The sequence below is a fragment of the Shewanella sp. CG12_big_fil_rev_8_21_14_0_65_47_15 genome, assembly GCF_002783505.1.
Classification (GTDB): domain Bacteria; phylum Pseudomonadota; class Gammaproteobacteria; order Enterobacterales; family Shewanellaceae; genus Shewanella.
In genome coordinates, this window is the sequence record NZ_PFGL01000065.1 from 13,459 (window position 1) to 35,693 (window position 22,235).

Genomic DNA, 22,235 nt, shown 5'->3' on the forward strand with positions numbered 1-22,235 from the left:
TTGCTCATCTCATTATTCTGGATGATATGGATAAACTTCCCTTTGAGTTAGATACACTGCAACAACTGATCGATACTCATCATCGTCAGTTGCAGTACCAAATCCTCGCCGACATTCCCTTTCGCAATGAACATTTCCCACTCTATAGTGTTGAACTTGGGGTGATTGTCGAGCCATGTCCAACCGTGTTGTTTGTCGGTGGTGTACACGGCGTCGAGCGCATTGGTGCTCAGGTGATGTTGGCGCTGCTGAGCAGTTTGCTGCAACGCCTGGTGTGGGATAAACATTTACAACAATTACTGACGGGAATAAGGCTCGCCTTTGTCCCTGTGGTCAACCCTGTCGGTTTGTTTCTGGAAACCCGAGGTAATGGCAATCAAGTGGATTTGATGCGCAATGCCCCGATAGAATCCACTGAAAAAGTGTCTTTTATGGTTGGAGGTCAGCGTTTATCCCCCCGTCTGCCATGGTTTCGCGGCATTGGCGGAATGGAACTTGAGACAGCTGCTTTAGTTGCCTATGTGCAACAGCTACTCAAGCGTAGTACGAGTTTGATTTCATTAGATGCTCATTCAGGATTCGGCTTGAGCGATCATATTTGGTTTCCCTATGCCCATACCCGCGCCGCCTTTGAGAATGCTCATTTTATCTTTCACCTTAAGCAATTGTTTGAAATGAGCTATCCCCACCACGGTCATTATCGATTAGCACCACAGAGCCAGTTTTATCGTACCCACGGGGATATTTGGGATTATCTCTATCGCCAGCATCTGGGGGAGACGTCGAATGCTAGGGTGCCCTTTTTGCCACTGACACTTGAAATGGGATCTTGGGCATGGATAAAAAAAAATCCAAGGCAGATCTTTAATTTTGCAGGTTTTTTTAATCCACAGAAAACCCATCGTCACCACAGGATTTTGCGCAGGCACACAGTGCTGATGCAATTTTTGATGGAGGTGGCCTATGCTAAGGAATTAGAGCAATTATCACCTGAGCGTTTAGCCGAATTGGCCCATAGCGCACAGCATTTTTGGTATCGGGAGGCTAAGTCATGACGACTTGGGTGTTATTACGCGGTTTAATGCGAGATCAGCGTCATTGGCATGGTTTTGATCAGCGTCTTCGGCTGAAGGGATTGAGAGTCTTAACACCCGATCTTCCCGGAAATGGCCGGCTCACGCATATAAAGAGTCCGCTGAACATCGCCGACTATGCCGCGGCGGTATGGCAGCAAATCGATGAGTACTGCTGTGAAACTGAACCCTTATATCTGCTCGGTTTATCCATGGGGGGAATGTTGGCAATGGAGATGGCACGCCAGCGACCATGGCAGATAAAACAGGTATTTATCCTGAACAGTAGCGCTGCTAATTTATCACCTTGGTATCAAAGATTTAATCTAATTAATGCCCTCAAAGCGGTTTTCTTGAGGAAAAAAGGCAAAGATCTGAACCCGATAGAATCGACTATTGTACGTTTGACCAGTTTTCGTCACTGCAATGATAGGCATCTTATTGTCCATTGGAGCCAATTGCGTAAGACGTCTTGCCCCAGTTTGAGTAACACATGGCGCCAACTTTGGGCGGCATTTATCTATCAATGCCCAAGTACACTTTTTGTCCCGGTTAGCATACTTTGCGGTGACCGTGATGCCCTAGTGAGTATTGAATCCAGTCGAGCCTTGGCAAGGCATTTTCAAACCGCATTAATCGTATTGGCCTATTGTGGCCATGATGCGGCGATCGATGTGCCTGCTAAGTTGACACACTATCTGTTGGCATTGGCACCATCGGTAGCGCTCCCCAAATCCACTTTACTGGCCGAAACAAGCATCAATAATGTTCACATACTGGATGAAGAACTGAGGCAAAAGGAGACCGGGCTGCTGGCATGGGATAAAAAAGCGCTATCCAATGTTGAATGTGAATAGCGCCTATCTTCGGTTAAGCTCCGTTGGTTATTAAGTTTTAGCCACTACGGTTTGACCTATTGGGGTGAGGCTTAACAGTGCCAATTTAATATGCTGGATCCCAAATGGGATCCCGATTATGGTCACAAAGCAGGCGAGGGCATGGACTAAGTGGCCTATGGCTAACCAGATCCCGAAGAGTAAGAACCAAATAATATTGCCTATCATGCCAAAGGCGCCAGTGCCTAAATCTTCACGTCCCGTTAGATGGCGGCGATTCATTTGTTCTTGACCGAAGGGCCAGAAGGTCATCTCACCGATAACAAAGCAGGCGCGTCCAAAGGGAATGCCGATAATACTGATAAAACACAAAATACCGGCGAGCCACCAAGCCAGTCCCATCACAAACCCTCCTAGGACAAACCACGCAATATTGAATACTAAGCGTAAAAGCGCCATGGAAAACTCCTTATTATCTTACAGACTTGTTTTATTGGCCTATGGCTTGGGTACTATGCCATCGCCGAACGTTAATATTGATATAGCGAGAATTGTGCCAGTTATTTTATTACTAATAATCAGCTGCTTAACTTGTTTTTGTTCGGTGCTGATTGTGAGTTTCACCAAAAAGTCGTGAAATTGCTAATTTCTTAAGGACATGTTTTGTAAAGGGACGTTACACTAGCCTATACCTTTGAGAGATCAAGACGTCTATCGTTTGAGTGCCCTGATGTTCGCTAATACCCCCGTAGAAAAGATGTTTTTTGCCGGCCGAGACATTTTTCTAAAACGTGATGATTTATTGCATCCGGACTTTAGTGGTAATAAGGCCCGTAAGTTTGCCTATTTTTTAGCACATGAATTTACCGGTGTTAAAAAAGTGATCTGTCATGGCTCACCACAGGCTAACTCCCTTTATTCACTCTCGGCCCTTGCCAGCATCAAAGGTTGGCAGTGTGATTTTTATGTCGATCATATCGCTAGCCATATCCTTAACAACCCTTCGGGAAATTATGCTGCAGCAGTGGCGAATGGCGCCAATATTATCGATTTGAGTCGGTTAGGGGGCTTGAACCCGGATGTGGGGACTCGGTGCCAAGCGTATATCGAACAGCAGGTATTACCCTATGAGCCCGCAGCGCTTTTTATTCCCGAAGGCGGACGCTGTGGTTACGCCGAATATGGCGTGAGCATACTCGCAAACGAGATAGTCGTGTGGTCAAAAATGCATAATATCTCGGATTTAAAGGTGTTTTTACCCTCGGGAACGGGGACCACTGCGCTGTTTTTAAATCAGTATTTTATTCGGCAACAAACGGATATTCGTGTCGTGACCTGTGCTGTTGTTGGCGGGGATGCCTATCTGAGGCAACAGTTTTCGATGCTGAATTCAGATATCAGAGAACATCCACAGATAGTGAATGTGGGCAAGAAATACCATTTTGGAAAACTTTATCCGGAATTTTATGCCATGTGGCAGCGGGTCTGCGCCTCAGGGGTGCAGTTTGACCTGCTCTACGATCCCTTAGGTTTTATTGTGCTTGAGGATTATTTACAGCGTAGTGAACCAGGTGTTGTGATGTATTTGCATCAAGGCGGATTATTGGGGAACGAAACCATGTTGCCACGTTATCAGCGTAAATTCGCAAGTGATATTTAAGAAAACCGCGCAATAAAACACGTATATTATTAGGGAACGAGGCGATTTCGTTTCAGGATCTTATAGGTTCGAACGCCCATTTTTTCGAGGTTTTTTAAGTCCTTTAAACTAGGGGGAAACTCACTATATTGCCAGTAGCTTATTTCTGCATCGAGCATTTCAAGCATTTTTTTCGAGCAACCTAAACATTCTCCCTGGCACATTTGCGCCTCATCTAAATGAAATGGAATGCTGTCTTTAATTAAGCTAATCATGTCCTGCATAGCGACTTTTGTGTTGGGTTTTGGCATGACTCAGTGTTGAACGGGGGCTTCTAGTACGAATATTAGCGAATGCGGAAATGAAAATAAGTGATCTGGGTCTGATATACACATTTGGTTCGGCAGATATCTGTGTGAGCAAGATATAGCCAGAACCAAATGGGTTTCGTCAAAGAGACGTCGTGGGATAGCAAGTCGTGATATTTCGCTATCGGCTGCTTAAGTTATCGGTACGGTGAGGGAAATGGAAACCGAATTAACCTTGTTTAAGCAAGCGGTATTAAGGTACTAAGGTGACTTATTTGTTTGCTGACAATAACCATTTCATAAAGCTGATGGCTTCTGTACGCTTAGAAAAAGTCTGTCTGTTTTTACCTTGTCTATCGGTAAAAGCAATTGAGGTTTTATTTACTGAGATTGAATCTACAGGGAAGTTCACTGTAATTTCATGTCCATTAATTTTGTATGACATATGCCACACTCCTTTTTTGTTAATTCACCCATAGGTGAGATAGTTGTAACTATAAAATATCCTTAGCAATTGTGCGAAAGATTCGTTCTATTGAGTATCGAGGTTACCCCATCTTTGATTCATTAATCAAGAGATGCTTAATCGATAAATAATACATGCTGTCGATTATGCCAATGGAATAACTTGATTCTGCCAGTTGACCATAGCTTAATGACAATACTATGACAACGTGGAGAACAGTAAGTTCACAGACATAACCACATGATTTTAGTGGTATCGAATGCTTGAGCTTATGGGGTTTTGCTTGTAGTAGGCTTTCTTTATGAGGACCGAACTCTGATTGCTAATGGTCAGGCTGGTTTAAAAAGGTAAACAACAAGGTGTATCTCAAAACGACGTGCAGTATATCAACAAAAACAGCTTATGCAAGTTTAATTTTTATTCAATGTGATTATTTGTTGATTAATATTGAGTTGACGTGAATTGTTTCTGGCTATTTATTTGATTTAAAGAGTGAAGCTTGGTATGGGTCATGTTCTTATCTTGTATTTAGCGGCAATGCTGAGTGTCCATATTGCGGCTTTTTAGGCGAATAGGGTGCGGCTATTTCTTGCAAATTGAATAAAAAATTCTCGAAAATAGAAAAAATCCCACTGAAATAGGTCATTTCAATGGGATCCATGGCTTTAATTCAGTAACTGAAGATTTAATAACGGACTCATTTAAAAAACGGTGTGAATAAGTCATGTTAAAGCACAGGCTAAAGGCTTAATAAATCAGTTCACCTATGGGGTTAAGCAGCTTGCTTAGGCCTTTGGTAAAATACAGGGGAGCGTTTAATACTGTGTAACATAAACAGCCCGTTTTTGTTTTAGGGGCATGATGGGTTTGACTGTTTAATAGAATAAAATCCCCAGGTACATACTCACCATTAAGATCCGAAAACTCTCCCGCTAACAATAGGGTTAACTCATAGCCCTTATGGGTATGTTGAGGTATTTCTCCGAGTGCATCTATGTGTAATAAGCTTGCGCGGGTGTTCATTTCATTGACATCGAAGCGCATGCGACTAACTTTGCCTAAGATTTGCCAAGGACGAGCCAAATGCTGACGAAACACCGACGGCACTGTGTAATGCTGTTGTTTTACTTGGACATCCAGGGGAGCATTACTAGGCACATTCGTTGCCATAGGCTGAGCTATGATTTGCGCCAGCATAGCGTCAATATCCATCATAGGCTCTTGAGTGGATTGAATGTTTTCAGCCTCAATATGTGCGGTGTGAATCGACTCTTGGTCGGTATTATTTGCAGCATGAGCATCATCTGGATTTAATGCCAAATTGGCGGCTTGCTCTGTTAACCGGGCAAGTTGCTCACGACAAGTCTCACACAGCGCGCAATGTGCTGATACCGCGATGGCCATCGACAAAGGTAAGTCCCCATTGGCATGACTCACGAGTAAATTTTGTTGGGGATGATGCTTAATCATTGTGTGTCTCCAAGAAGCTTTTCAACTTTTCTAGCCCGAGTCTTAATCGTGACTTTATGGTCCCAATTGGCACCTTGAGGGCATCGGCTAGCTCTTGTTGAGTGAGTTCTTGCATGTAAATACCTTGCACGACTTGTCGTTGCGCTAAGGGGAGGGCATCAAGATGTTGGAGGAGTTTTGCCGTCAATTTATGATCAGTGAGTGTGTCTTGAGCCATAGTCGTATCGCACAGTGGCCAAATATCATCGCCAAAAACATCTTCTTTATTGTGCTGGACTCGCCTCAACATATCGAAACACTGATTGCGCATTATGGTAAAAATCCAAGTGGTCACTGAGCCTTTGTCAGCATTGTAAAGATGGGCTTTTGTCCATACGCTGGTCATGGTTTCTTGTACCAGATCCATCGCCAGCCCCTGTTGATTTAGGCGCTGTAAGCCAAAGGCTCGGATCTTAGGCATAAAATGAGTGAACAAATAGCTAAAGGCGGCTTTATCTCTTTGATTGGCGATTTGCAACATCGCTGCGGTCAATCGATCCATTTCTACCTGCTGCTCAGCTAAATCTTTAGCATGAGTTTCATTATCCATAGCCGTGCCAATCTGGGATGAGATGGGTCTATGATACCGATTTTGCTCAGGTAGTGATTGAATATTTTCCATTATTATGCCCTTAGTCTAAGGTTTACCCCTGCGCAGATATCGGTGATGGAGCATTATCCCCATTGAGTCTTGAGTGATACGTTAGCAACAAGATAAAAGATCACTGGATAATTATTTGATGACGGCTCGTAGTAAATTCCGCGCCATAGTGTGATCCTGACTGTTGATGCAAGTGTATTTTTCTGCGGCATGCACGGGTAATATTTCTAACCAACGCTGGCAAACCCAAGCGATATCTTCAAATTGCTCCGCTTGGTAATGCTGTAAATGTTGAGGGTATTCCTTAAGAATATTTTGTAGCATTTGGCTAAGATAGCGTTCATCAGTGGCTATAGGGACTGCAGGCCAGTTATCGATGAGGGTGATATCTCCACGTTTTAATCCATCACTTTCAATCTCGATATGATTAAGTTTAAAGCGTTGACTACCTTGAATGCTGATCCCTAGGGTGCCATCGGCTAAGGTTTCGAAATCGATGATATGAACTAAAGTGCCAATCGGTTGAATGGTTTTCCCATCTTCAGTTGTCATACATAAACCAAAGCCTTGCCCGGTTTTTAGTGACTCAGCCACTAAGCGCTTATATCGAGGTTCAAAGATCCGCAGTTGGGTGTATCCCTCGGGCAATAAACAGATAGGCAATGGGAAAAGAGGTAATTTCATAGTGGCCTCGGGTGAACTTATGTCTATATCATTACGTAACATAGCGGAAATTTGATCAGTTATTCATACAAGAGTTTACTCACACTAAGGGGATGATATGAAGCTAAATCCATTTGAGAAGAAGTTAGTTCGACATCCGCTGCGATTTTGGTTACAGAATCATATTGAAGCTCCCTTGTTGACGTCCATGATGCCTAAGCCTATGGCATGTTTCGAACAGGCGCTCGAAATCGGTTGCGGTTTTGGTAATGGTATTCATCTGATCCGTGAGCATTTTGGTGCCGGGCGAGTCACCGCTGTGGATATTGATCCCGAAATGGTGGCTGCGGCAAAGGGACGTTGGCAAGGCTCGCCCCATGGATTAAAGGATATCGATTTTGCCATTGCGGATGCGACTCGGCTCCCCTTTGGCGATGCCCAGTTTGATATAGTGTTTGATTTTGCTGTTTTCCACCATATTCCCGATTGGCAAATGGCTATCGAAGAGGTCGCACGAGTGCTAAAACCCGACGGTTTTTTTGTGATAGAGGACTTGTACCGCGCGGCTATCTGTAATCCACTGAGCCGTAGATTATTTGAGCATCCACAGCAAAATCGCTTTGATCACCGGGAATTTTTGGCAGTATTACGCCAAGCGGGATTTTTGATCCTGTGTGAGCGAAATGTGTTTAATCTTGCGGGTATGGTGCTTGCACAGAAAACACTGCGTCTGTGAGGTTATGTCTCTTGCTGACTTCACTGGGGAAAAGTGAGCGGGTCTATGCCGCTTCTCGGGAGCTGAAATAAGTCACAATGGTTCCCTTATTGTGCGAGAGTGATTGTAATTTTTAGATAAAATAGAGTCTTGGCATAGTTCTCATCCTTAGTTTACCGCTATAATTTAGCTTAATCCTGAGTATGTGAGGAAAGGTTTTCCTCCAGTGTAGAGAAGCAGCATTATGGCAAATGTACTTGCAACCGTAGATCAACGTACCAAACTCGTCGGCGAGAACCGGCTGGAGTTGTTGCTTTTTCGGATTAATTCTACACAGTTGTTTGCCATTAATGTCTTTAAAGTCAAAGAAGTGGTTAAACTACCGCCACTCAATACTATGCCCGGGAGTCATCCACATATTTTTGGTGTGGCGAATATTCGCGGCATGTCTATCCCAGTTATCGACTTACGTTCGGCGATAGGTTTTAAGCCTGTACCTCCCGGGGATGATGCCAACATGATCATCACCGAATATAACCGTAGTGTGCAGGGCTTTTTAGTCGGTAAGGTTGAGCACATTATCAATATGACGTGGAGCGATATCATGCCGCCGCCGAAAACGGCTGGGCGGAATAATTATCTGACGGCAATTACTCGTATCGAACACCAAGGTCAGTCGCAATTAGTATCGATTATTGACGTAGAGAAAGTGTTGGCGGAGATCATTCACTACGATATTAGGCTTTCTGAAGGTGTACTCGATGAAACCTTAGTCCATGAAATGCCAGGTAGAAAAATCTTGATCGTGGACGATTCATCGACCGCTAGACGCCAAGTGCGCGAAACCTTAGGCCAATTGGGTATCGAAATCATCGAAGCCTCGGATGGTTTGCAGGCGCTGACGTTATTGCAGAAATGGCGCGATGAAGGCAAGCAAGTTTCCAAAGAATTATTGATGATGATAACCGACGCCGAAATGCCGGAAATGGACGGTTATAAGCTGACCTCTGAAGTGCGCAGCGATAAGGCCATGGCGGATTTATTTATTACTCTCAATACTTCGCTGAGCGGCAGTTTTAACCATGCCATGGTTGAGAAGGTCGGTTGTGATAAGTTTATTTCTAAATTCCAGCCGGATTTGCTGGTGGAGGTCGTACAGGAAAGACTAAGGCAAGTTATTAATAGCTAAGCTATGCCTAGGTTCAACTGGCTAATTCGGCTTTGATATCGGCTAATACTTGCTGTTTCATTTCCTTGGCGGCGGCAATATGGATACGAGCAAGTCTTAAAGCATAGTTAAATCGCCCCCTACCTAGTAGCCCAATCAGTTCGGCAAAAAAGCGTGGGTCTAGGGTAAATTGAGTACAGTAATAGTGGATGGCTGCGTGTAGCGACGTATAAATTACCCCATCAAATTCAAAGCCTGCGCTATACCCCTGATCATCAATAGCGACGCCTTCGAGCACAATCGGCCAACCGGGCGCATTTATCCTGTCACGGGCGATTTGATACATCATCCAAGCACTTTTCTTAAACCCCTCAAAGACTTTACAGGAGAATTCCGACTCGGCCAGTTCTTCTTCGGTCCAGTTGATCCCTATGGCAAGGTGTTTGGCATAAATTCGCATCAAGGCATCCTTTACCGCCATGCGGCAATCCCAAATGGATGTGAGCCTATGTTGCTTAGCCAGTGTTAAACATTCGCCACAGGCGGGCACGGCAAGGGAAGGATGGGGAGTATGAACTTGACTGTGATATTCAAAATAGCGATCACAGGGCTCACCACAGAACCAACAGGTATGACGTTTGTCGAAGGGGGTATCGATGGGCGTGATAGCTGACATCAAGGTTTGAGAGCCCCAGACCTTGATGTCATATCACTTAAGCTAAAGGGCTTAAACTTCTTCAACATCAACTAAATCTTTGGCTAAAACGATAGGATCTAGCTCTAAACATTCTTCATCGGTTTGCCAATCTACGCCGATTAATACGCCATCATCATTCAGATCAGAAACCCAATACTCTAAGAACTCTTCGAGTGAAATGGAAACGGCTTGGTAATCATGCCATTCCTCACTGCAATGGGACTTTGCCGCCGCTTCACTCGACCATAATGGCATCACATCTGTGTCTTCAAACTCACTGGAGTCACAAACGACCCAGCCTTCACCAGTTTCATCCATTAGACCCCAAAGCGTCTGATGTTGTTTTACATTTTCGATAAAGCCAGCCAAAGCCGCGTTGATTTCAGTCATGATAGGTCTCTTTGAAGTGTGCTGTTAACTTACCCATTATACGGTAACATCGACATAGGCCAAGGGATTCTTTGTTAAGATTTTTCTGGTGTTGGTTAACTGAGCAATAAGTGAGTTTATCCCTGTATTTGTCATCATAAGGATTGTGTTAGCAGGCGCTATGGGTCAGGATTATTGTCGTGTTTAACGCGCGTTTTGCCGTGGGATCAAATATTGGAGTTATTGATTTGATTAAAGTCAAAGGAATTACCTACCTTGTCGCTAGCCTTGCCGCCTGTGTGAGTTTAAGTGCCTGTTCAAGTGCCTCTACATCGAGCCCAAGCAGCAATACCGCCGTTGCCGATGTGAAGTCCCCGAATAGTGAGGTGGATATTAATGCCGCTATCCAAGCGAATGCCGATGCCTTTGCGGCTTGCATTATCACTTTGCAGGCGAGGGCACGCAGCGAAGGCCTATCGGACGATACGATTAATTCCACCGTCGCCAACCTGCAATTTGTACCCAAGGTGATTGAGCTTGATCAGCAGCAGCCGGAATTTAGCCAAACCTTTGCCAATTATTTTAACAAACGCGCCACCGATTGGCGGGTTAACGAAGGTCGGCGTTTACTGCAAAAACATCGGCTATTACTGGATAAACTCGCCAAGGAATACGGCGTACCGCCGCAGTATATTTTGTCGTTTTGGGGTTTAGAGACAAACTATGGTTCCTACAAGGGTAAAATGTCGGTACTCGATTCCCTTGCAACCTTGGCCTGTGAGCCGCGCCGTAGCAGTTATTTTACTACTGAGTTGATGCAATCTCTTAAATTAAAAGAAAAATATAATTTTGATAAAGAAACTATGGTGGGGTCATGGGCGGGGGCTATGGGGCATACGCAATTTATGCCATCCGCCTATGCCAAATATGCCGTTGACGGTGATGGCGATGGCAAAGCCGATCTCTGGAATAGCACCGCAGATGCCTTAACATCGGCGGCTAATTTTTTGCAGCACTTAGGTTGGCAACGCAATCAGCGTTGGGGGCGAGAAGTCTTGCTACCAAAGGATTTTAGTTACGATCATTTAGGGGCTAAGCAGGCGGTACCACTCTCAACATGGGCGGCACAGGCGGTTGTTCAGAGTAATGGCCAACCTTTGCCCGGCGTGGATATTCAAGCCGCGCTGTATTTGCCCGCAGGTCATACAGGACCTGCGTTTTTAGGCTATGAAAACTTTAATGTGATCATGCGTTGGAATCGCTCGGAGTTCTATGCCATTACCGTGGGGCATTTAGCCGATCGTATTATTGGCGGGCAGCCACTGAAGGTAAGTCCTCCGGAGCAGCCGCGTTTAAGCCGTGAGCAAGTTAAGCAATTGCAAGCCAAACTGAACGAGGCGGGTTTTGATGTGGGTAAGCCTGACGGTGTATTAGGCCGCAATTCTATCGCTGGGATCCAAGCCTTCCAACGCAGCCAAAATATGGTTGCCGATGGTTTTCCAAGTCCTGAGGTCTTTATCGCCCTAGGTATCACGCTTTAAGCGGGGCATCAAACTGCTGGTGGGATAAAAAAGTGGAGTGAATAGGTCAGTTTTGTTAAGCTCGGCCGACATTTGAAATCGAAGTAAATCAAAGGATATTCGATGAGCATTAAAGACGATATGGTGGTGCAGTTTAATTACACTCTGCGCGACGAAAAAGGCGAAGTGATCGAGACCAACGAAGGCCGTGAGCCTATCGCCTATTTACATGGTCATGACAACATGATGCCAGGCGTTGAAAACGCCATTAATGGTAAAGCCATCGGTGAAAAATTCACTGTGACTTTGCCCGCCGCCGAAACCTATGGTGAGCGCGTAGCCGATGCCGATGCGCACCAACGCGTGTCAGTAAAGCACTTATTGGGCGCGACTGTGTGGAAACCGGGTATGACTGCCGTGGTGAATACCGACCATGGCCAACGCCAAGTGACTATCGTTAAAGTGGGTAAGTTTATGGCGACTGTGGATGTAAACCATCCATTAGCTGGCCGCGAACTGACCTTCGATATTGAAGTCGTCGGTGCCCGTGATGCGAGTGATGAAGAAATCGCCCATGGTCACGCCCATGGCGCCGGTGGTCATCACCACTAATCTCTTTACTTCTGACTTGGCTTCTATCTGACTTAATGTGAGTGGAATATCAGTTCAGTATAAGTTGAATGAATCGAGTTTGAAGATTGAATAGCAAAAGCCCAAACCTAGGTTTGGGCTTTTTGTTTTTATGGCGCTAACGGCTATGTTGATGCTCGAGTGGTTTGTCGGCAAACATCATATCTAGGCTTGATTGGGTTTGTGGATGGTAACCGCTGCGAGCCTTAAGATAGGCACTCTTGGCCCAGTCGTAATGCTCTGTGCTGGCGAGTGTTTGGTATAAGGGAAGGATTAAGCGCAGGCGGCCAATATGGGTTAAGTGCTGTTTTAATGCGGGTAATACCGCGTAATAGCCGTTGTCTAGGGCGAGTGAATACCATGCAAAAGCGATTTCACTGTTGCCTGTGCCCGTAAAATGGAACGCCTTATCCAGCTCGGCAAGCTTAGCTTGGTTCAGATTGACTCTTGGCATTTCATTGATAAATCTTAACCACTGGTGGACTGTCCAAGTGCCGGTTTTTAAATCGCTTGCGCTAAGTTTACCCTCGAGCCAAGTTTGTCTTTGGGCATCGACATCATCGAAGGCGTGGGAATTGGGTGGCACTAAAAATGACGGCAAACCTTGCCCTTCAATCCAAGTATCCACTTCGGCCTCAGTGACCACATTGGGATATTTATTTAAGAGGTTCAAAGACAAATACTCACGGAACTGCGCCGTGGTAATGCTTTGAAATGCAAAATGATTGAAGTAGCCTTTTACAAAGGCATCGAAGCGCTCGCGGCCAAATTTCTGCTCTAAAAAAATCAACAACAACTGGCCTTTAACATAGGGCACACCGCTGAAGGCGTCGTCTGGCGAGCGCTTACCGAGATCCACATGTAGCACTGAATCGCCAGGCGTGAGTTCTGCAAGCTCGGCAAGTAATTCTGAGTAGCCAATGGTTTGCTCCATCAGCGCTCGGTCATGGCCGTAGAGATCCTCCATAATGCGGTTCTCAACATAGGTGGTAAAACCTTCATTAAGCCAGAGATCGCGCCAAGTCGCGTTGGTGACTAGATTACCCGACCAAGAATGGGCAAGTTCATGGGCAATCAGACTCACTAGGCTTTTATCACCTGCGATCACCGTTGGCGTAATGAAGGAAAGCCGTGGGTTTTCCATTCCGCCATAGGGAAAGCTTGGCGGCAAGATAAGCAAGTCATATCGTCCCCAGCGATAATCACCGTAACGTTTTGCCGCGATGTTGATCATCTCCGGCGTGTCGGCAAATTCCTTGCTCGCTTTATCGAGGAGTTCTGGCTCAGCCCAAATGCCAGAGATGGTATCTAAGGGCACAAACTGTAAATGTCCGGCCGCAATGGCAATCAAATAAGCTGGAATAGCCTGCGGCATAGTGAACTGGGTCTGCGTGCTCGACAGGGTTTTACGATCGGCACTCATGACCACAGTAATGGCTTTATCGGCGGTGATCGTTGCGCTATAGGTTTGGCGCACCGCTGGCGTATCTTGCAGTGGGATCCAGCTGCGGGCATGAATCGCCTGACTCTGGCTGAACATAAAAGGCAACTGCTTACCTTGGGTTTGTTCAGGGGGTAACCATTGAATACCGGACGGATTATTCGATGTGTGGTAATTAATTTTAACTTTTTGGGTATCTTCATCGGCAAGTTTGATGGTCAGTGCCGCGCCTTTTACAGCGTCAGCGTTGGCTAAGGTGAAGGGCACGCTTTGCCATTTCCCATTTGTATTCAAAGCACTCACGTTGTTAATCGTTAGATCTCGAGTATCTAAGATGAGTTCTTTCCCCGGCTTATGCCAAGCCAAATCGAGGGTGGCTTCGCCGGATAAGCGGCTTTGTTTAAAATCGATGGCAAGGACAAGCGCCACATGACTCACGCTGACTTCAGTGTAATTAGCATAGGTCAGTGCATCTAGATTCTGCTGCGTCTCTGCTTGTGCAGGAGTGCTATTGGCATCAGTGCTATTGGCATAGGTGCAAGGAAGGAATTGCAGCGCAAACAGTAGGGCGCTGCAAAGGACTGTACGGCGAAGTGAAAGCATTATTTAACAGCCTAATGATGAAGTATTTTCGTTCGAGTTTTGGCCGATAACAGCAGCAGTTTTGCTTGGTGTTCTATCGACCCATTCTATATCGGGCAAAAGTTTACCTGATAATCCACTGGATTTGTGATCTCACTGTTAGCTCAAATGTAATCAAACTTTAATGGCTTGGATGCTGGCAAGGAAATGCCATCGGTAAAAGACCACAAGTTTGCTATGATGACGGCGTTTTCACATAGGGCGGTTATCAAAATGGTGTTAGATTTTTCGCAGGGTAAGCTCATCGTCACTGAGTTCGAGGTGCAAGTGCGGCTCAATGTTGCCAGTATCGTACTGCAAGCGAGTGCGGAGGATATAGGTTTGCGACGTCAGCCACCTATGTTGATCGCCGATGGTGGCGGTGTGCGTTGGAGCTTAGTATTGGACTCAAATACCCAGTTACGTGCGATTCAAGCTGTGCTGGGAATGGATGCGGAATAAAGTACGCCTGCGTAGCGTGTCTAACGTATAGATTTATCATCATTTTTAGTTGATGAGTGTTTAATATCGAATTAGGGATTTTTTAGTATGTCAGTTTCTCTTGAGCGTATTGTCGTTGAGCCTAAGACGCCTGCTACGGCCGTGGTCATTTGGTTACATGGATTAGGGGATTCGGGTGCCGGGTTTGCCCCCGTTGTGCCTGCATTAGGTTTGCCTGCCGATCATGCTATCCGGTTTATTTTCCCCCATGCACCGGAGCAAGCCGTGACCATCAATGGCGGCTACGTCATGCGCGCTTGGTACGATATTAAAAGCATGGATTTACACGACAGAGCCGATATGCAAGGGGTGCTTGAGTCGGAAAAAAGGGTTGTGGCATTAATTAATGAGCAAATCGCGGCGGGTATTGCGAGCGATCGTATCGTATTAGCGGGATTCAGCCAGGGCGGGGTTATGAGTTTATTCTCTGGACTGCGTTTCCCGCTGCAGCTTGCTGGGATTATGGCGCTATCTTGTTATTTACCGACGGGCGATGTGTTACCCGCTGAATTAAGCGTGGCGAATCGCAATACACCGATATTACAGCAACACGGTCTACAGGATGATGTGGTGCCATTATCCGCAGGTATATTAGCGAAAGAAGCATTAATGGCGGGCGGCTATAATGTTACGTGGCAGACTTATCCTATGCCACATTCTGTGATCCCTGCGCAGTTAAAAGAGATTAGTCAGTGGTTATTACAGTGTTTTGAAATGTAGCTAAGTCTAATTGCTGATAAAAACGGCATGCGGTAAATAAAATGTCGCCCATGCCTGTTTTTTATCGTGAACAATCATAATTTCTTTCAGCTAAATCTAAGTTGTTTATATTGAATGGTTTAACCCTCTTTTTTTTATCAGTAATGACCTATGTTTCAATATTTAAAAATCGGTCTTTTAGCTTATTTTTTATTTGAAACAAAAGTGTCTTAAACAATGCTAAAATTCCACATTAAAATCACGTTTATTAATAAAATTGACACAATTCGTCTTTATTCTTTGATATTATGCATGGCGTGAACTTGATGGAGTTCGCGCCAATTTATCTATGATAAAATAATTAAAATCAAGGGGTTGATGTAATGAGAAATAAGCTTATTAAAGGATTAGTTGCCACTGCTGTTCTCGCAGCTCTCGCAGGTTGTAATAGTGATGATGACAACACTAAAGTTCCAACAAGTTGCGCCGAAGCGGGCAGTGCTTGCACAACATTTACCGTATTACATACCAATGATAACCATGGTCGTTTCTGGGAAAACAGTGATGGCGAATATGGTATGGCTGCTCGTAAAACGTTAATTGACCAAATTCGTGCCGAAGTGAATAAGAATGGCGGTCAAACTTTATTACTCTCTGGCGGTGATATTAATACAGGTGTGCCAGAATCGGATTTACAGGATGCTATTCCTGATTTTACGGGTATGAATAAAATTGGCTATGATGCTATGGCGGTCGGTAACCATGAATTTGATAACCCATTATCTGTCGTAGATATGCAACGTCGTCTTGCTGAATTCCCTATGCTGGCAGCAAACATTTATCGTAAAAATGCTGATGGTACTCAAGGCGAGCGTTATTTTGACGCCTATAAAATTTTTGATATTAACGGTCTAAAAGTGGCTGTGATTGGTTTAACCACGGAAGATACCGCTAAGATTGGTAACCCAGAGTTTATTAGCGATTTGATCTTCACCGATCCAAAGACTGAAGTGGCGAAAGTCATCAAAGAAATTAAAGACGCAAAATCTGCCGATATTATTTTCGCAACGACACACATGGGTCACTATGCCGATGGTCAGAATGGTAGCAACGCCCCAGGCGATGTGGCTATGGCTCGCGCGCTAAACAAAGGTGATTTACAGGTTGTGATTGGTGGTCATTCACAAAACCCTGTCTGTATGGAACCGGGGACTGACAACAAAGCCTATGCTGCTTTCAAACCTGGCGATGATTGCGCACCGGATCAGCAAAATGGCACTTACATTATGCAAGCCCATGAATGGGGCAAGTATGTAGGCCGTGCGGATTTTGAATACTTCAATGGTGAACTCCATTTAGCCAGCTACAAGCTTGTGCCTGTTAACATGCGTAAACTGGATGATGCAGGCAAGAAGACCACGGATTTAGCTGGCACTAAGATTGAACCGGATGCTGAGTTAAAAGAGCTGCTGTCCTACTACCAAGAAAAAGGTCAAGCTAAGTTAGACGAAGTGATCGCCACCACAGATGCATTACTCGATGGTGAGCGTGCAAATGTGCGTAATAAGCAAACTAACTTAGGCCGTATGTTAGCCATGGCGCAAAGTGGCAAAGTGTCCGCCGATTTTGGCGTGATGAACTCAGGTGGTGTGCGAGCATCAATTCAGCCTGGCAACATTACCTACCGTGACGTGCTGACTGTTCAGCCATTCGGTAACATGGTTACCCTGAACGAAATGACCGGTACTGAAGTGGCGGCTTATTTAGGTGCTGTTGGCAGTATCCAAATTGGCTCCGGCGGTTATGCTCAGATCACAGGTGTGAAAATGACCATTGACTGTGTGGCCAAGACAGCCAATATCAGTGAGATCAATGGCCAAGATTTTAGCCCTGCAGGAAACTACAAATTCACTGTACCTAGCTTCAATGCAGCGGGCGGTGACGGTTATCCAAAACTGGCAAGCCCAATTCAAACGGGTTATGTGGACGCTGACTTGTTGTATTCTTTCTTGAAAGAGAAGCAAGCGATTGTTGCCGCTGATTATAACCCAGTCGGTGATATAGTTTACGAGAACTCTTCTAGTGTTGAAGGTTGTCAGCTCTAACGCTGAATTTATATTGCATAGGTAAACCTCAATGCCACTCACTCGAGTGGCATTTTTATTTCCGCTGTTAAATTTTCTGCTACTTCACACTTTAATGATACATATTAAATTATTTGTTTATTAAAATGAATATTTATTAAGTATTTAAAGTGTTAATAACAAATAACTTATTGTGTATCGAGTTTTAACATGGCTATGTATCAAATTGTTTTAATTGTATTGTTTGTTGTTTTTAGTTGTTGACTAAAAATTTCTTAATTAACACTATCTCTACAGCAAGAGGATACTTGCTATATCAATTATAAAAATAACAACTATAGGTTTTTAATATAAACCTCAAGGAGAGATAATGCGTTATTTAACCCTTACAGCAAAAGCTGTTCGCACTAGTTTAATGACAATTGCAACAACGGCTGTGGTTTTTTCTGGCTCAGGCTTTGCTGCAGAAGGAAATACAGCTGAAGAAAGTGCTAAAGTCGAGCGTATTGAAGTCACAGGTTCGCGTATTAAACAAGTCGATATGGAAACCGTTTCACCCGTTACTGTAATTAATGCTGCCGATATTGCCATGACGGGTGAAAAAACCGTTGCGGATGTTTTGAATAACTCTGCGATAAACAGTTTTGGTTCTTGGCGTGGTATTTCAGGATATGGTTCGGGTGCGAGTTCCACTAGTAATGTCAATTTACGCGGTTTAGGTTCATCGGCCACCTTAGTCTTACTCGATGGACGGCGTATGCCTGGCACCAGTTCAAGCTCTGGCTCGGTAGCGGATACCTCTTCAATCCCTATGGCCATAGTTGAGCGCATTGAAATTCTGCGGGATGGCGCCTCGGCGGTATATGGCTCCGATGCGGTTGCGGGGGTGATAAACATTATCACCAAGAAAGAATTTGAGGGTTTACAATTAGATTACAGCACTGAGCAGCCAAGTGTTGAAGGTGGCGATGCCAACCGTTTGTCGATTGCCACTGGCTATAATACCGATAAAGGCAATATCACGTTAACCTATGAGTATTATGATACTAAAGCTGTGATGGACCGTGATATTTGGAATATGGATGATCCTAGCTATTCGGCTTATAGTGGTTTTAGTTCGGTGCCAAATGGTAAATATGGAACGGGCAATGGTAGTTGGTATAGCAATTCAGACATGTGTGAGCAAACCGAAAACACGGTAGACAGCACAGATGGCAATAATAATGGTCGCTGTTTATACAATCATGGCAATGTCACTAAATTATTTGGCGATCAAACTCGTAATTCGGTGTTATCTAATTTCTCCTATGAGATTTCAGATGATATTAAGTTTCGCGGTCGAGCTTCTGCTTCACTCGCTGAAACTGAAACCCGTTATGCCGGTACACCAGTATCTACTAATTACCCTGTTATGAGTGCCGACAATAAATTTAATCCAGTCGGTGAAGATTTAACGCTCTCGATGCGAGGTGCGCAACTCGGCGAGCGCGATACGTTAACTGAAACCAATAATTTTGATATTTTAGCGGGCTTTGTTGGCACCATTGATTACGGCAATGGTATCGACTGGGAATTAAATGCCCAGCATGCAACCTCGACGACAAATAGTTTTAATTATAATTTACTCAACGATGAGATTATTCAGCAGGAAATTGATTCTGAGCAATATGATATTTTCAATACTTCTGGCATGAGTTATGAGCAGTGGAACCAACAGATGACAGATCTGTATCGTAAAGCTGCCCACACTGGGGTGTATCAAGGTAAATTTGAAAGCACTCAACTAGATGGTTTGGCGTCTACTCTACTTGTCGACAACGGTGATTTTTCGGTCGCTATGGTCGGTGGTCTTGAATATGAGATGATCAAATTCAAGCAAACCAGCGATCCAGAATCAGCGGCAGGGATTATTTCCGGTGGCTCGGGTGGTGATGATGTCGATGCCACGCGTGACCGCAGCGCCGCGTATCTCGAGTTTCAAGTGGGTTTACCTGCCAATGTTGAGTTCTCTGCCGCGGTTCGTTACGAGCGCTATGAGCAGGAAGGCTCTCTGACTGGACCTCAAGGTGAAGTGGTCAACTCATCGACCTTCGATGCCGTGGTGCCTAAATTTGGTTTGAGCTGGCGCCCAGTGGATAGCTTGCTACTGCGTGCTAGCTATGGTGATTCGTTCCGTGCGCCGAATATGAGTGAAATGTTCTCCTCTCAATCCTTGAGTTTTGAGAAGGCGGTTGATTCCCTATGGTGCAATGAACCCGGAAATGTGGATGCCATATATTGCGCCACCAATAACCAACATAAAACCTGGTACGGTGGTAACCCGAACTTAGAGGCTGAAGAGGGCAACTCGTTAACCTTAGGTGGTGTGTGGAATGTTACTGATGCTTGGAACCTAGAGTTATCTTATTATTCAATCACCTACGACAATAAAATTGAGTCGATTGATGTAGATGATATCCTGCGAGATGAAATCAAGAATGGGTCATCTCCCTATGTGACTCGCGGATCGGATGGCAAAATTGAGTATATCGAGGCGGGGGTTCGCAACTTAGCGACCGTAGAAACCTCGGGTATCGATTTTGTGACTGCCTATAACTTAGAGACAAGCCTTGGCGACTTCAATTTTAAATTGGACTTGACTCATGTGCTCGACTTTAAGAAGCAAGATAATGCCGAAGCAGAGATGATCGACTATGCGGGAACGACAGACTCACCCGATTGGCGCGGTAATTTCGCGACGAGTTGGAAATATGATGACTTCTCTGCGGCATGGACAGTTGTCTATATTGGTAGTCAATCAGCAAGTTATTTCAATGAGTTAGAAGAAACTGACCGTTATGTTGATTACGATAATTACTTTAAACATAACATTCAATTTGCCTATAACCATGCCTACAACGGCTCTATTACCGTTGGGGTGAATAATGTGTTTGATGCCGATGCGCCCAATTATTACACCTATGCGGATTATCGTGATGTGAATGTGGGTTTATATGATGTGTTAGGTCGTACTTACTACCTGAGAATAAACCAGAAGTTTTAAGTTATCCCCTCCCTGGATAACTCAAACCTCCGCTTGCGGAGGTTTTTTTGCTTTATGGATAAAAAATTGTGCTAATTGCCGAAACAGGACTCACTCAATGGGTGAGGCGTAATTCATGGCGGTGCTCATGTAAGTAGTGCTCGGCGCACGCACTGCAGCGCTGTTCGGTCGGATCTTGGTTTAAACGCCCAGATTCAATTTCAGCCTCACAGTCTGAACAGAGACCGTAGAGTCCTAAGTCAAGTTGGCAGAAGGCGGCATCGAGTTTATTTAAACGGCAAAAAAGTGGCTGCTCAGCCAAAGGGGTTAGGGCTAACTTATCGATCAACTCACCCAAACTTAGGTTGGCAAAATGTGCCCCTAACACTTCGAGATACTCTGGGTGTGCGCCGATTTCTTTCCTTAGACTTGCTTCAAGCTCTGACAATTCTTGTCTGATATGGATGGTGCTCACGTAAAATCGCCTGTTTTATCTGACTCTAGGCGTTTAGTCTAATAGTTTCACTACCAACGACTATGATGAAGATCAAGTATCGGCACGATTTTTCGTGTTGTTGAGCCGTTTAAAATAAAAAAGTAGTTCATTTCTATTGCATTATTGCTGCAGCATCTCCTGGGTCTTTTCTAGCACTCGCACAATTTCTTCGGTTGTTTTATAGATCCTCAGTTCCCTAAAGAGGGTATCAGCTTCGGGATATTGGCGATTGAGATAGCTAAACCATTGTTTAATTCGGGCGGGATAATAGTCACTCTTACGGCCACTTAGCTCCCTCTGGGTATAACTTAGCATTAACCCTAAGGTTTGCGCCCAAGTGTAAGGCGTCGCACCGGTTTTGATGGTATCGGCTAAATTGGGCAGTGAAATTGCGCCGCGGCCTACCATGATACTGTCGCAGCCCGTGACCTCGATACAGCGTTTGGCATCGTCGCTATTCCAAATTTCCCCGTTAGCAATCACGGGGATAGGTAGGCGTTTTCTCACCTCGGTAATGTATTCCCAATAGGCTGGCGGTTTATAACCATCGACTTTGCTGCGCGCGTGGATAGCCAGTTCCGTCGCACCGGCCTCATAAACGGCGAGGGCATTTTCCATAAACAGCGACTTATCTTCATAGCCTAAACGTATCTTAGCCGTAACTGGTTGCTCGCTTGGGACGGCTTGGCGCATGGCGCGGACAATATCGTGAATACTATCGGGGTATTGTAATAAGACGGCGCCTCCTTTACTGCGGTTAACCATTTTGGCAGGGCAGCCAAAATTTGCATCGACGCCGTGGGAGCCGAGTTCAATCGCACGCAGGGCATTGTCACCCATGCATTGGGGCTCTTGCCCAAGCAATTGTACCCGCACTGGGGTGCCCGAAGGCGTTTTACCACCATTGAGCAGTTCAGGGCAGAGTTTGAGAAAGACTTTCTCTGGCAGCAGTTGGTCAACCACTCGAACGAATTCAGTGACCAGCAAATCGTAGGGATTGATAGTCGATAGGATGTCACGCATCAGATCGTCTACTACGCCTTCCATTGGAGCCAAAATCACACGCACAGCCGTTAACCCGCATAAGTTCTCAAAGGGCGTGCATTCTATCCTATTGGTCTCCTGTTACAAAGCGTTGAGATAAGTGCTTGAAGACTGAACATGACGATTTGATCAG

General features: G+C 45.0%; 22 protein-coding genes. 11 read left to right on the top strand and 11 right to left on the bottom strand.

Annotation, left to right across the window (positions count from 1 at the left end; genetic code table 11):
* The first annotated feature begins 26 nt into the window (after positions 1-26).
* Positions 27-1,055, top strand: a complete 1,029-nt coding sequence (locus tag COW15_RS18495) for a M14 family zinc carboxypeptidase (RefSeq protein WP_293634842.1) — start codon at positions 27-29, stop codon at positions 1,053-1,055.
* On the top strand, positions 1,052-1,930 hold the full coding sequence (locus tag COW15_RS18500) for an alpha/beta hydrolase (RefSeq protein WP_293634844.1): 879 nt from the start codon (positions 1,052-1,054) through the stop codon (positions 1,928-1,930). The genes COW15_RS18495 and COW15_RS18500 overlap by 4 nt, the downstream gene beginning before the upstream one ends.
* Positions 1,931-1,960: 30 nt before the next feature.
* On the opposite strand, the gene COW15_RS18505 is transcribed toward COW15_RS18500, so the two are convergent.
* Positions 1,961-2,368 carry a YccF domain-containing protein gene (locus COW15_RS18505; protein ID WP_293634845.1) on the bottom strand — a complete coding sequence of 136 codons (408 nt, stop codon included), beginning with the start codon at positions 2,366-2,368 and terminating at the stop codon, positions 1,961-1,963.
* Between the two features lie 271 nt (positions 2,369-2,639).
* Between COW15_RS18505 and COW15_RS18510 the strand changes: the two genes are divergently transcribed.
* Positions 2,640-3,569 (top strand): pyridoxal-phosphate dependent enzyme, encoded by a 930-nt coding sequence (locus COW15_RS18510; RefSeq protein ID WP_293634847.1) that lies wholly within the window; start codon positions 2,640-2,642, stop codon positions 3,567-3,569.
* A gap of 29 nt (positions 3,570-3,598) precedes the next feature.
* On the opposite strand, the gene COW15_RS18515 is transcribed toward COW15_RS18510, so the two are convergent.
* The 5 genes from COW15_RS18515 to COW15_RS18535 all read right to left on the bottom strand — a co-directional run bounded on the left by COW15_RS18515 (position 3,599) and on the right by COW15_RS18535 (position 7,116).
* Entirely contained in the window at positions 3,599-3,859 is a 261-nt protein-coding gene (locus COW15_RS18515; protein ID WP_293634849.1) for a hypothetical protein, read from the bottom strand.
* A 268-nt stretch (positions 3,860-4,127) separates the two neighbouring features.
* Entirely contained in the window at positions 4,128-4,301 is a 174-nt protein-coding gene (locus COW15_RS18520; protein ID WP_006082106.1) for a hypothetical protein, read from the bottom strand.
* Positions 4,302-5,069: 768 nt separating this feature from the next.
* Complete coding sequence (locus COW15_RS18525; RefSeq protein ID WP_293634865.1) at positions 5,070-5,792, bottom strand: ChrR family anti-sigma-E factor; 723 nt, start codon at positions 5,790-5,792, stop codon at positions 5,070-5,072.
* Positions 5,785-6,453, bottom strand: coding sequence for a sigma-70 family RNA polymerase sigma factor (locus COW15_RS18530; protein WP_293634867.1), 669 nt, complete (start codon positions 6,451-6,453; stop codon positions 5,785-5,787). The genes COW15_RS18525 and COW15_RS18530 overlap by 8 nt, the downstream gene beginning before the upstream one ends.
* Before the next feature lie 111 nt (positions 6,454-6,564).
* On the bottom strand, positions 6,565-7,116 hold the full coding sequence (locus COW15_RS18535) for an LON peptidase substrate-binding domain-containing protein (RefSeq protein WP_293634869.1): 552 nt from the start codon (positions 7,114-7,116) through the stop codon (positions 6,565-6,567).
* A 97-nt stretch (positions 7,117-7,213) separates the two neighbouring features.
* On the opposite strand from COW15_RS18535, the gene COW15_RS18540 reads away from it, so the two are divergent.
* Together COW15_RS18540 and COW15_RS18545 are read left to right on the top strand one after the other, a co-directional pair.
* Complete coding sequence (locus COW15_RS18540) at positions 7,214-7,831, top strand: class I SAM-dependent methyltransferase (protein ID WP_293634871.1); 618 nt, start codon at positions 7,214-7,216, stop codon at positions 7,829-7,831.
* Between the two features lie 223 nt (positions 7,832-8,054).
* Positions 8,055-8,999, top strand: coding sequence for a chemotaxis protein CheV (locus COW15_RS18545; RefSeq protein WP_293634873.1), 945 nt, complete (start codon positions 8,055-8,057; stop codon positions 8,997-8,999).
* A gap of 13 nt (positions 9,000-9,012) precedes the next feature.
* On the opposite strand, the gene COW15_RS18550 is transcribed toward COW15_RS18545, so the two are convergent.
* Together COW15_RS18550 and COW15_RS18555 are read right to left on the bottom strand one after the other, a co-directional pair.
* Positions 9,013-9,654, bottom strand: a complete 642-nt coding sequence (locus tag COW15_RS18550; RefSeq protein ID WP_293634875.1) for a hypothetical protein — start codon at positions 9,652-9,654, stop codon at positions 9,013-9,015.
* A gap of 51 nt (positions 9,655-9,705) precedes the next feature.
* Entirely contained in the window at positions 9,706-10,065 is a 360-nt protein-coding gene (locus COW15_RS18555; RefSeq protein WP_007648782.1) for a DUF2750 domain-containing protein, read from the bottom strand.
* Positions 10,066-10,292: 227 nt separating this feature from the next.
* Between COW15_RS18555 and COW15_RS18560 the strand changes: the two genes are divergently transcribed.
* Together COW15_RS18560 and COW15_RS18565 are read left to right on the top strand one after the other, a co-directional pair.
* Positions 10,293-11,585 carry a lytic murein transglycosylase gene (locus tag COW15_RS18560; RefSeq protein WP_293634878.1) on the top strand — a complete coding sequence of 431 codons (1,293 nt, stop codon included), beginning with the start codon at positions 10,293-10,295 and terminating at the stop codon, positions 11,583-11,585.
* A gap of 102 nt (positions 11,586-11,687) precedes the next feature.
* Entirely contained in the window at positions 11,688-12,176 is a 489-nt protein-coding gene (locus tag COW15_RS18565) for a peptidylprolyl isomerase (protein WP_293634880.1), read from the top strand.
* A 136-nt stretch (positions 12,177-12,312) separates the two neighbouring features.
* Here the strand turns inward: COW15_RS18565 and COW15_RS18570 are convergent, their stop codons facing one another.
* A complete protein-coding gene (locus COW15_RS18570) occupies positions 12,313-14,238 on the bottom strand; it encodes a M1 family metallopeptidase (protein WP_293634882.1) in 1,926 nt (641 codons plus the stop codon).
* A 252-nt stretch (positions 14,239-14,490) separates the two neighbouring features.
* Between COW15_RS18570 and COW15_RS18575 the strand changes: the two genes are divergently transcribed.
* From COW15_RS18575 to COW15_RS18590, 4 genes are all read left to right on the top strand, one after another.
* Positions 14,491-14,718, top strand: coding sequence for a DUF3389 family protein (locus tag COW15_RS18575; protein ID WP_293634922.1), 228 nt, complete (start codon positions 14,491-14,493; stop codon positions 14,716-14,718).
* 87 nt (positions 14,719-14,805) lie between these two features.
* Positions 14,806-15,477 (top strand): carboxylesterase, encoded by a 672-nt coding sequence (locus COW15_RS18580; RefSeq protein ID WP_293634884.1) that lies wholly within the window; start codon positions 14,806-14,808, stop codon positions 15,475-15,477.
* Positions 15,478-15,839: 362 nt separating this feature from the next.
* Entirely contained in the window at positions 15,840-17,561 is a 1,722-nt protein-coding gene (gene ushA, locus COW15_RS18585) for a bifunctional UDP-sugar hydrolase/5'-nucleotidase UshA (RefSeq protein WP_293634886.1), read from the top strand.
* Positions 17,562-17,910: 349 nt separating this feature from the next.
* Positions 17,911-20,583, top strand: coding sequence for a TonB-dependent receptor (locus COW15_RS18590; RefSeq protein WP_293634888.1), 2,673 nt, complete (start codon positions 17,911-17,913; stop codon positions 20,581-20,583).
* Between the two features lie 94 nt (positions 20,584-20,677).
* Here COW15_RS18590 and COW15_RS18595 read toward each other — a convergent pair whose 3' ends face one another.
* Positions 20,678-21,037, bottom strand: a complete 360-nt coding sequence (locus COW15_RS18595; RefSeq protein ID WP_293634889.1) for a TraR/DksA C4-type zinc finger protein — start codon at positions 21,035-21,037, stop codon at positions 20,678-20,680.
* A gap of 141 nt (positions 21,038-21,178) precedes the next feature.
* The gene (locus COW15_RS18600) at positions 21,179-22,126 is read right to left on the bottom strand and encodes a tRNA-dihydrouridine synthase (RefSeq protein ID WP_293634890.1); all 948 of its coding nucleotides are present in this window, start codon (positions 22,124-22,126) and stop codon (positions 21,179-21,181) included.
* Positions 22,127-22,235: the final 109 nt, after the last annotated feature.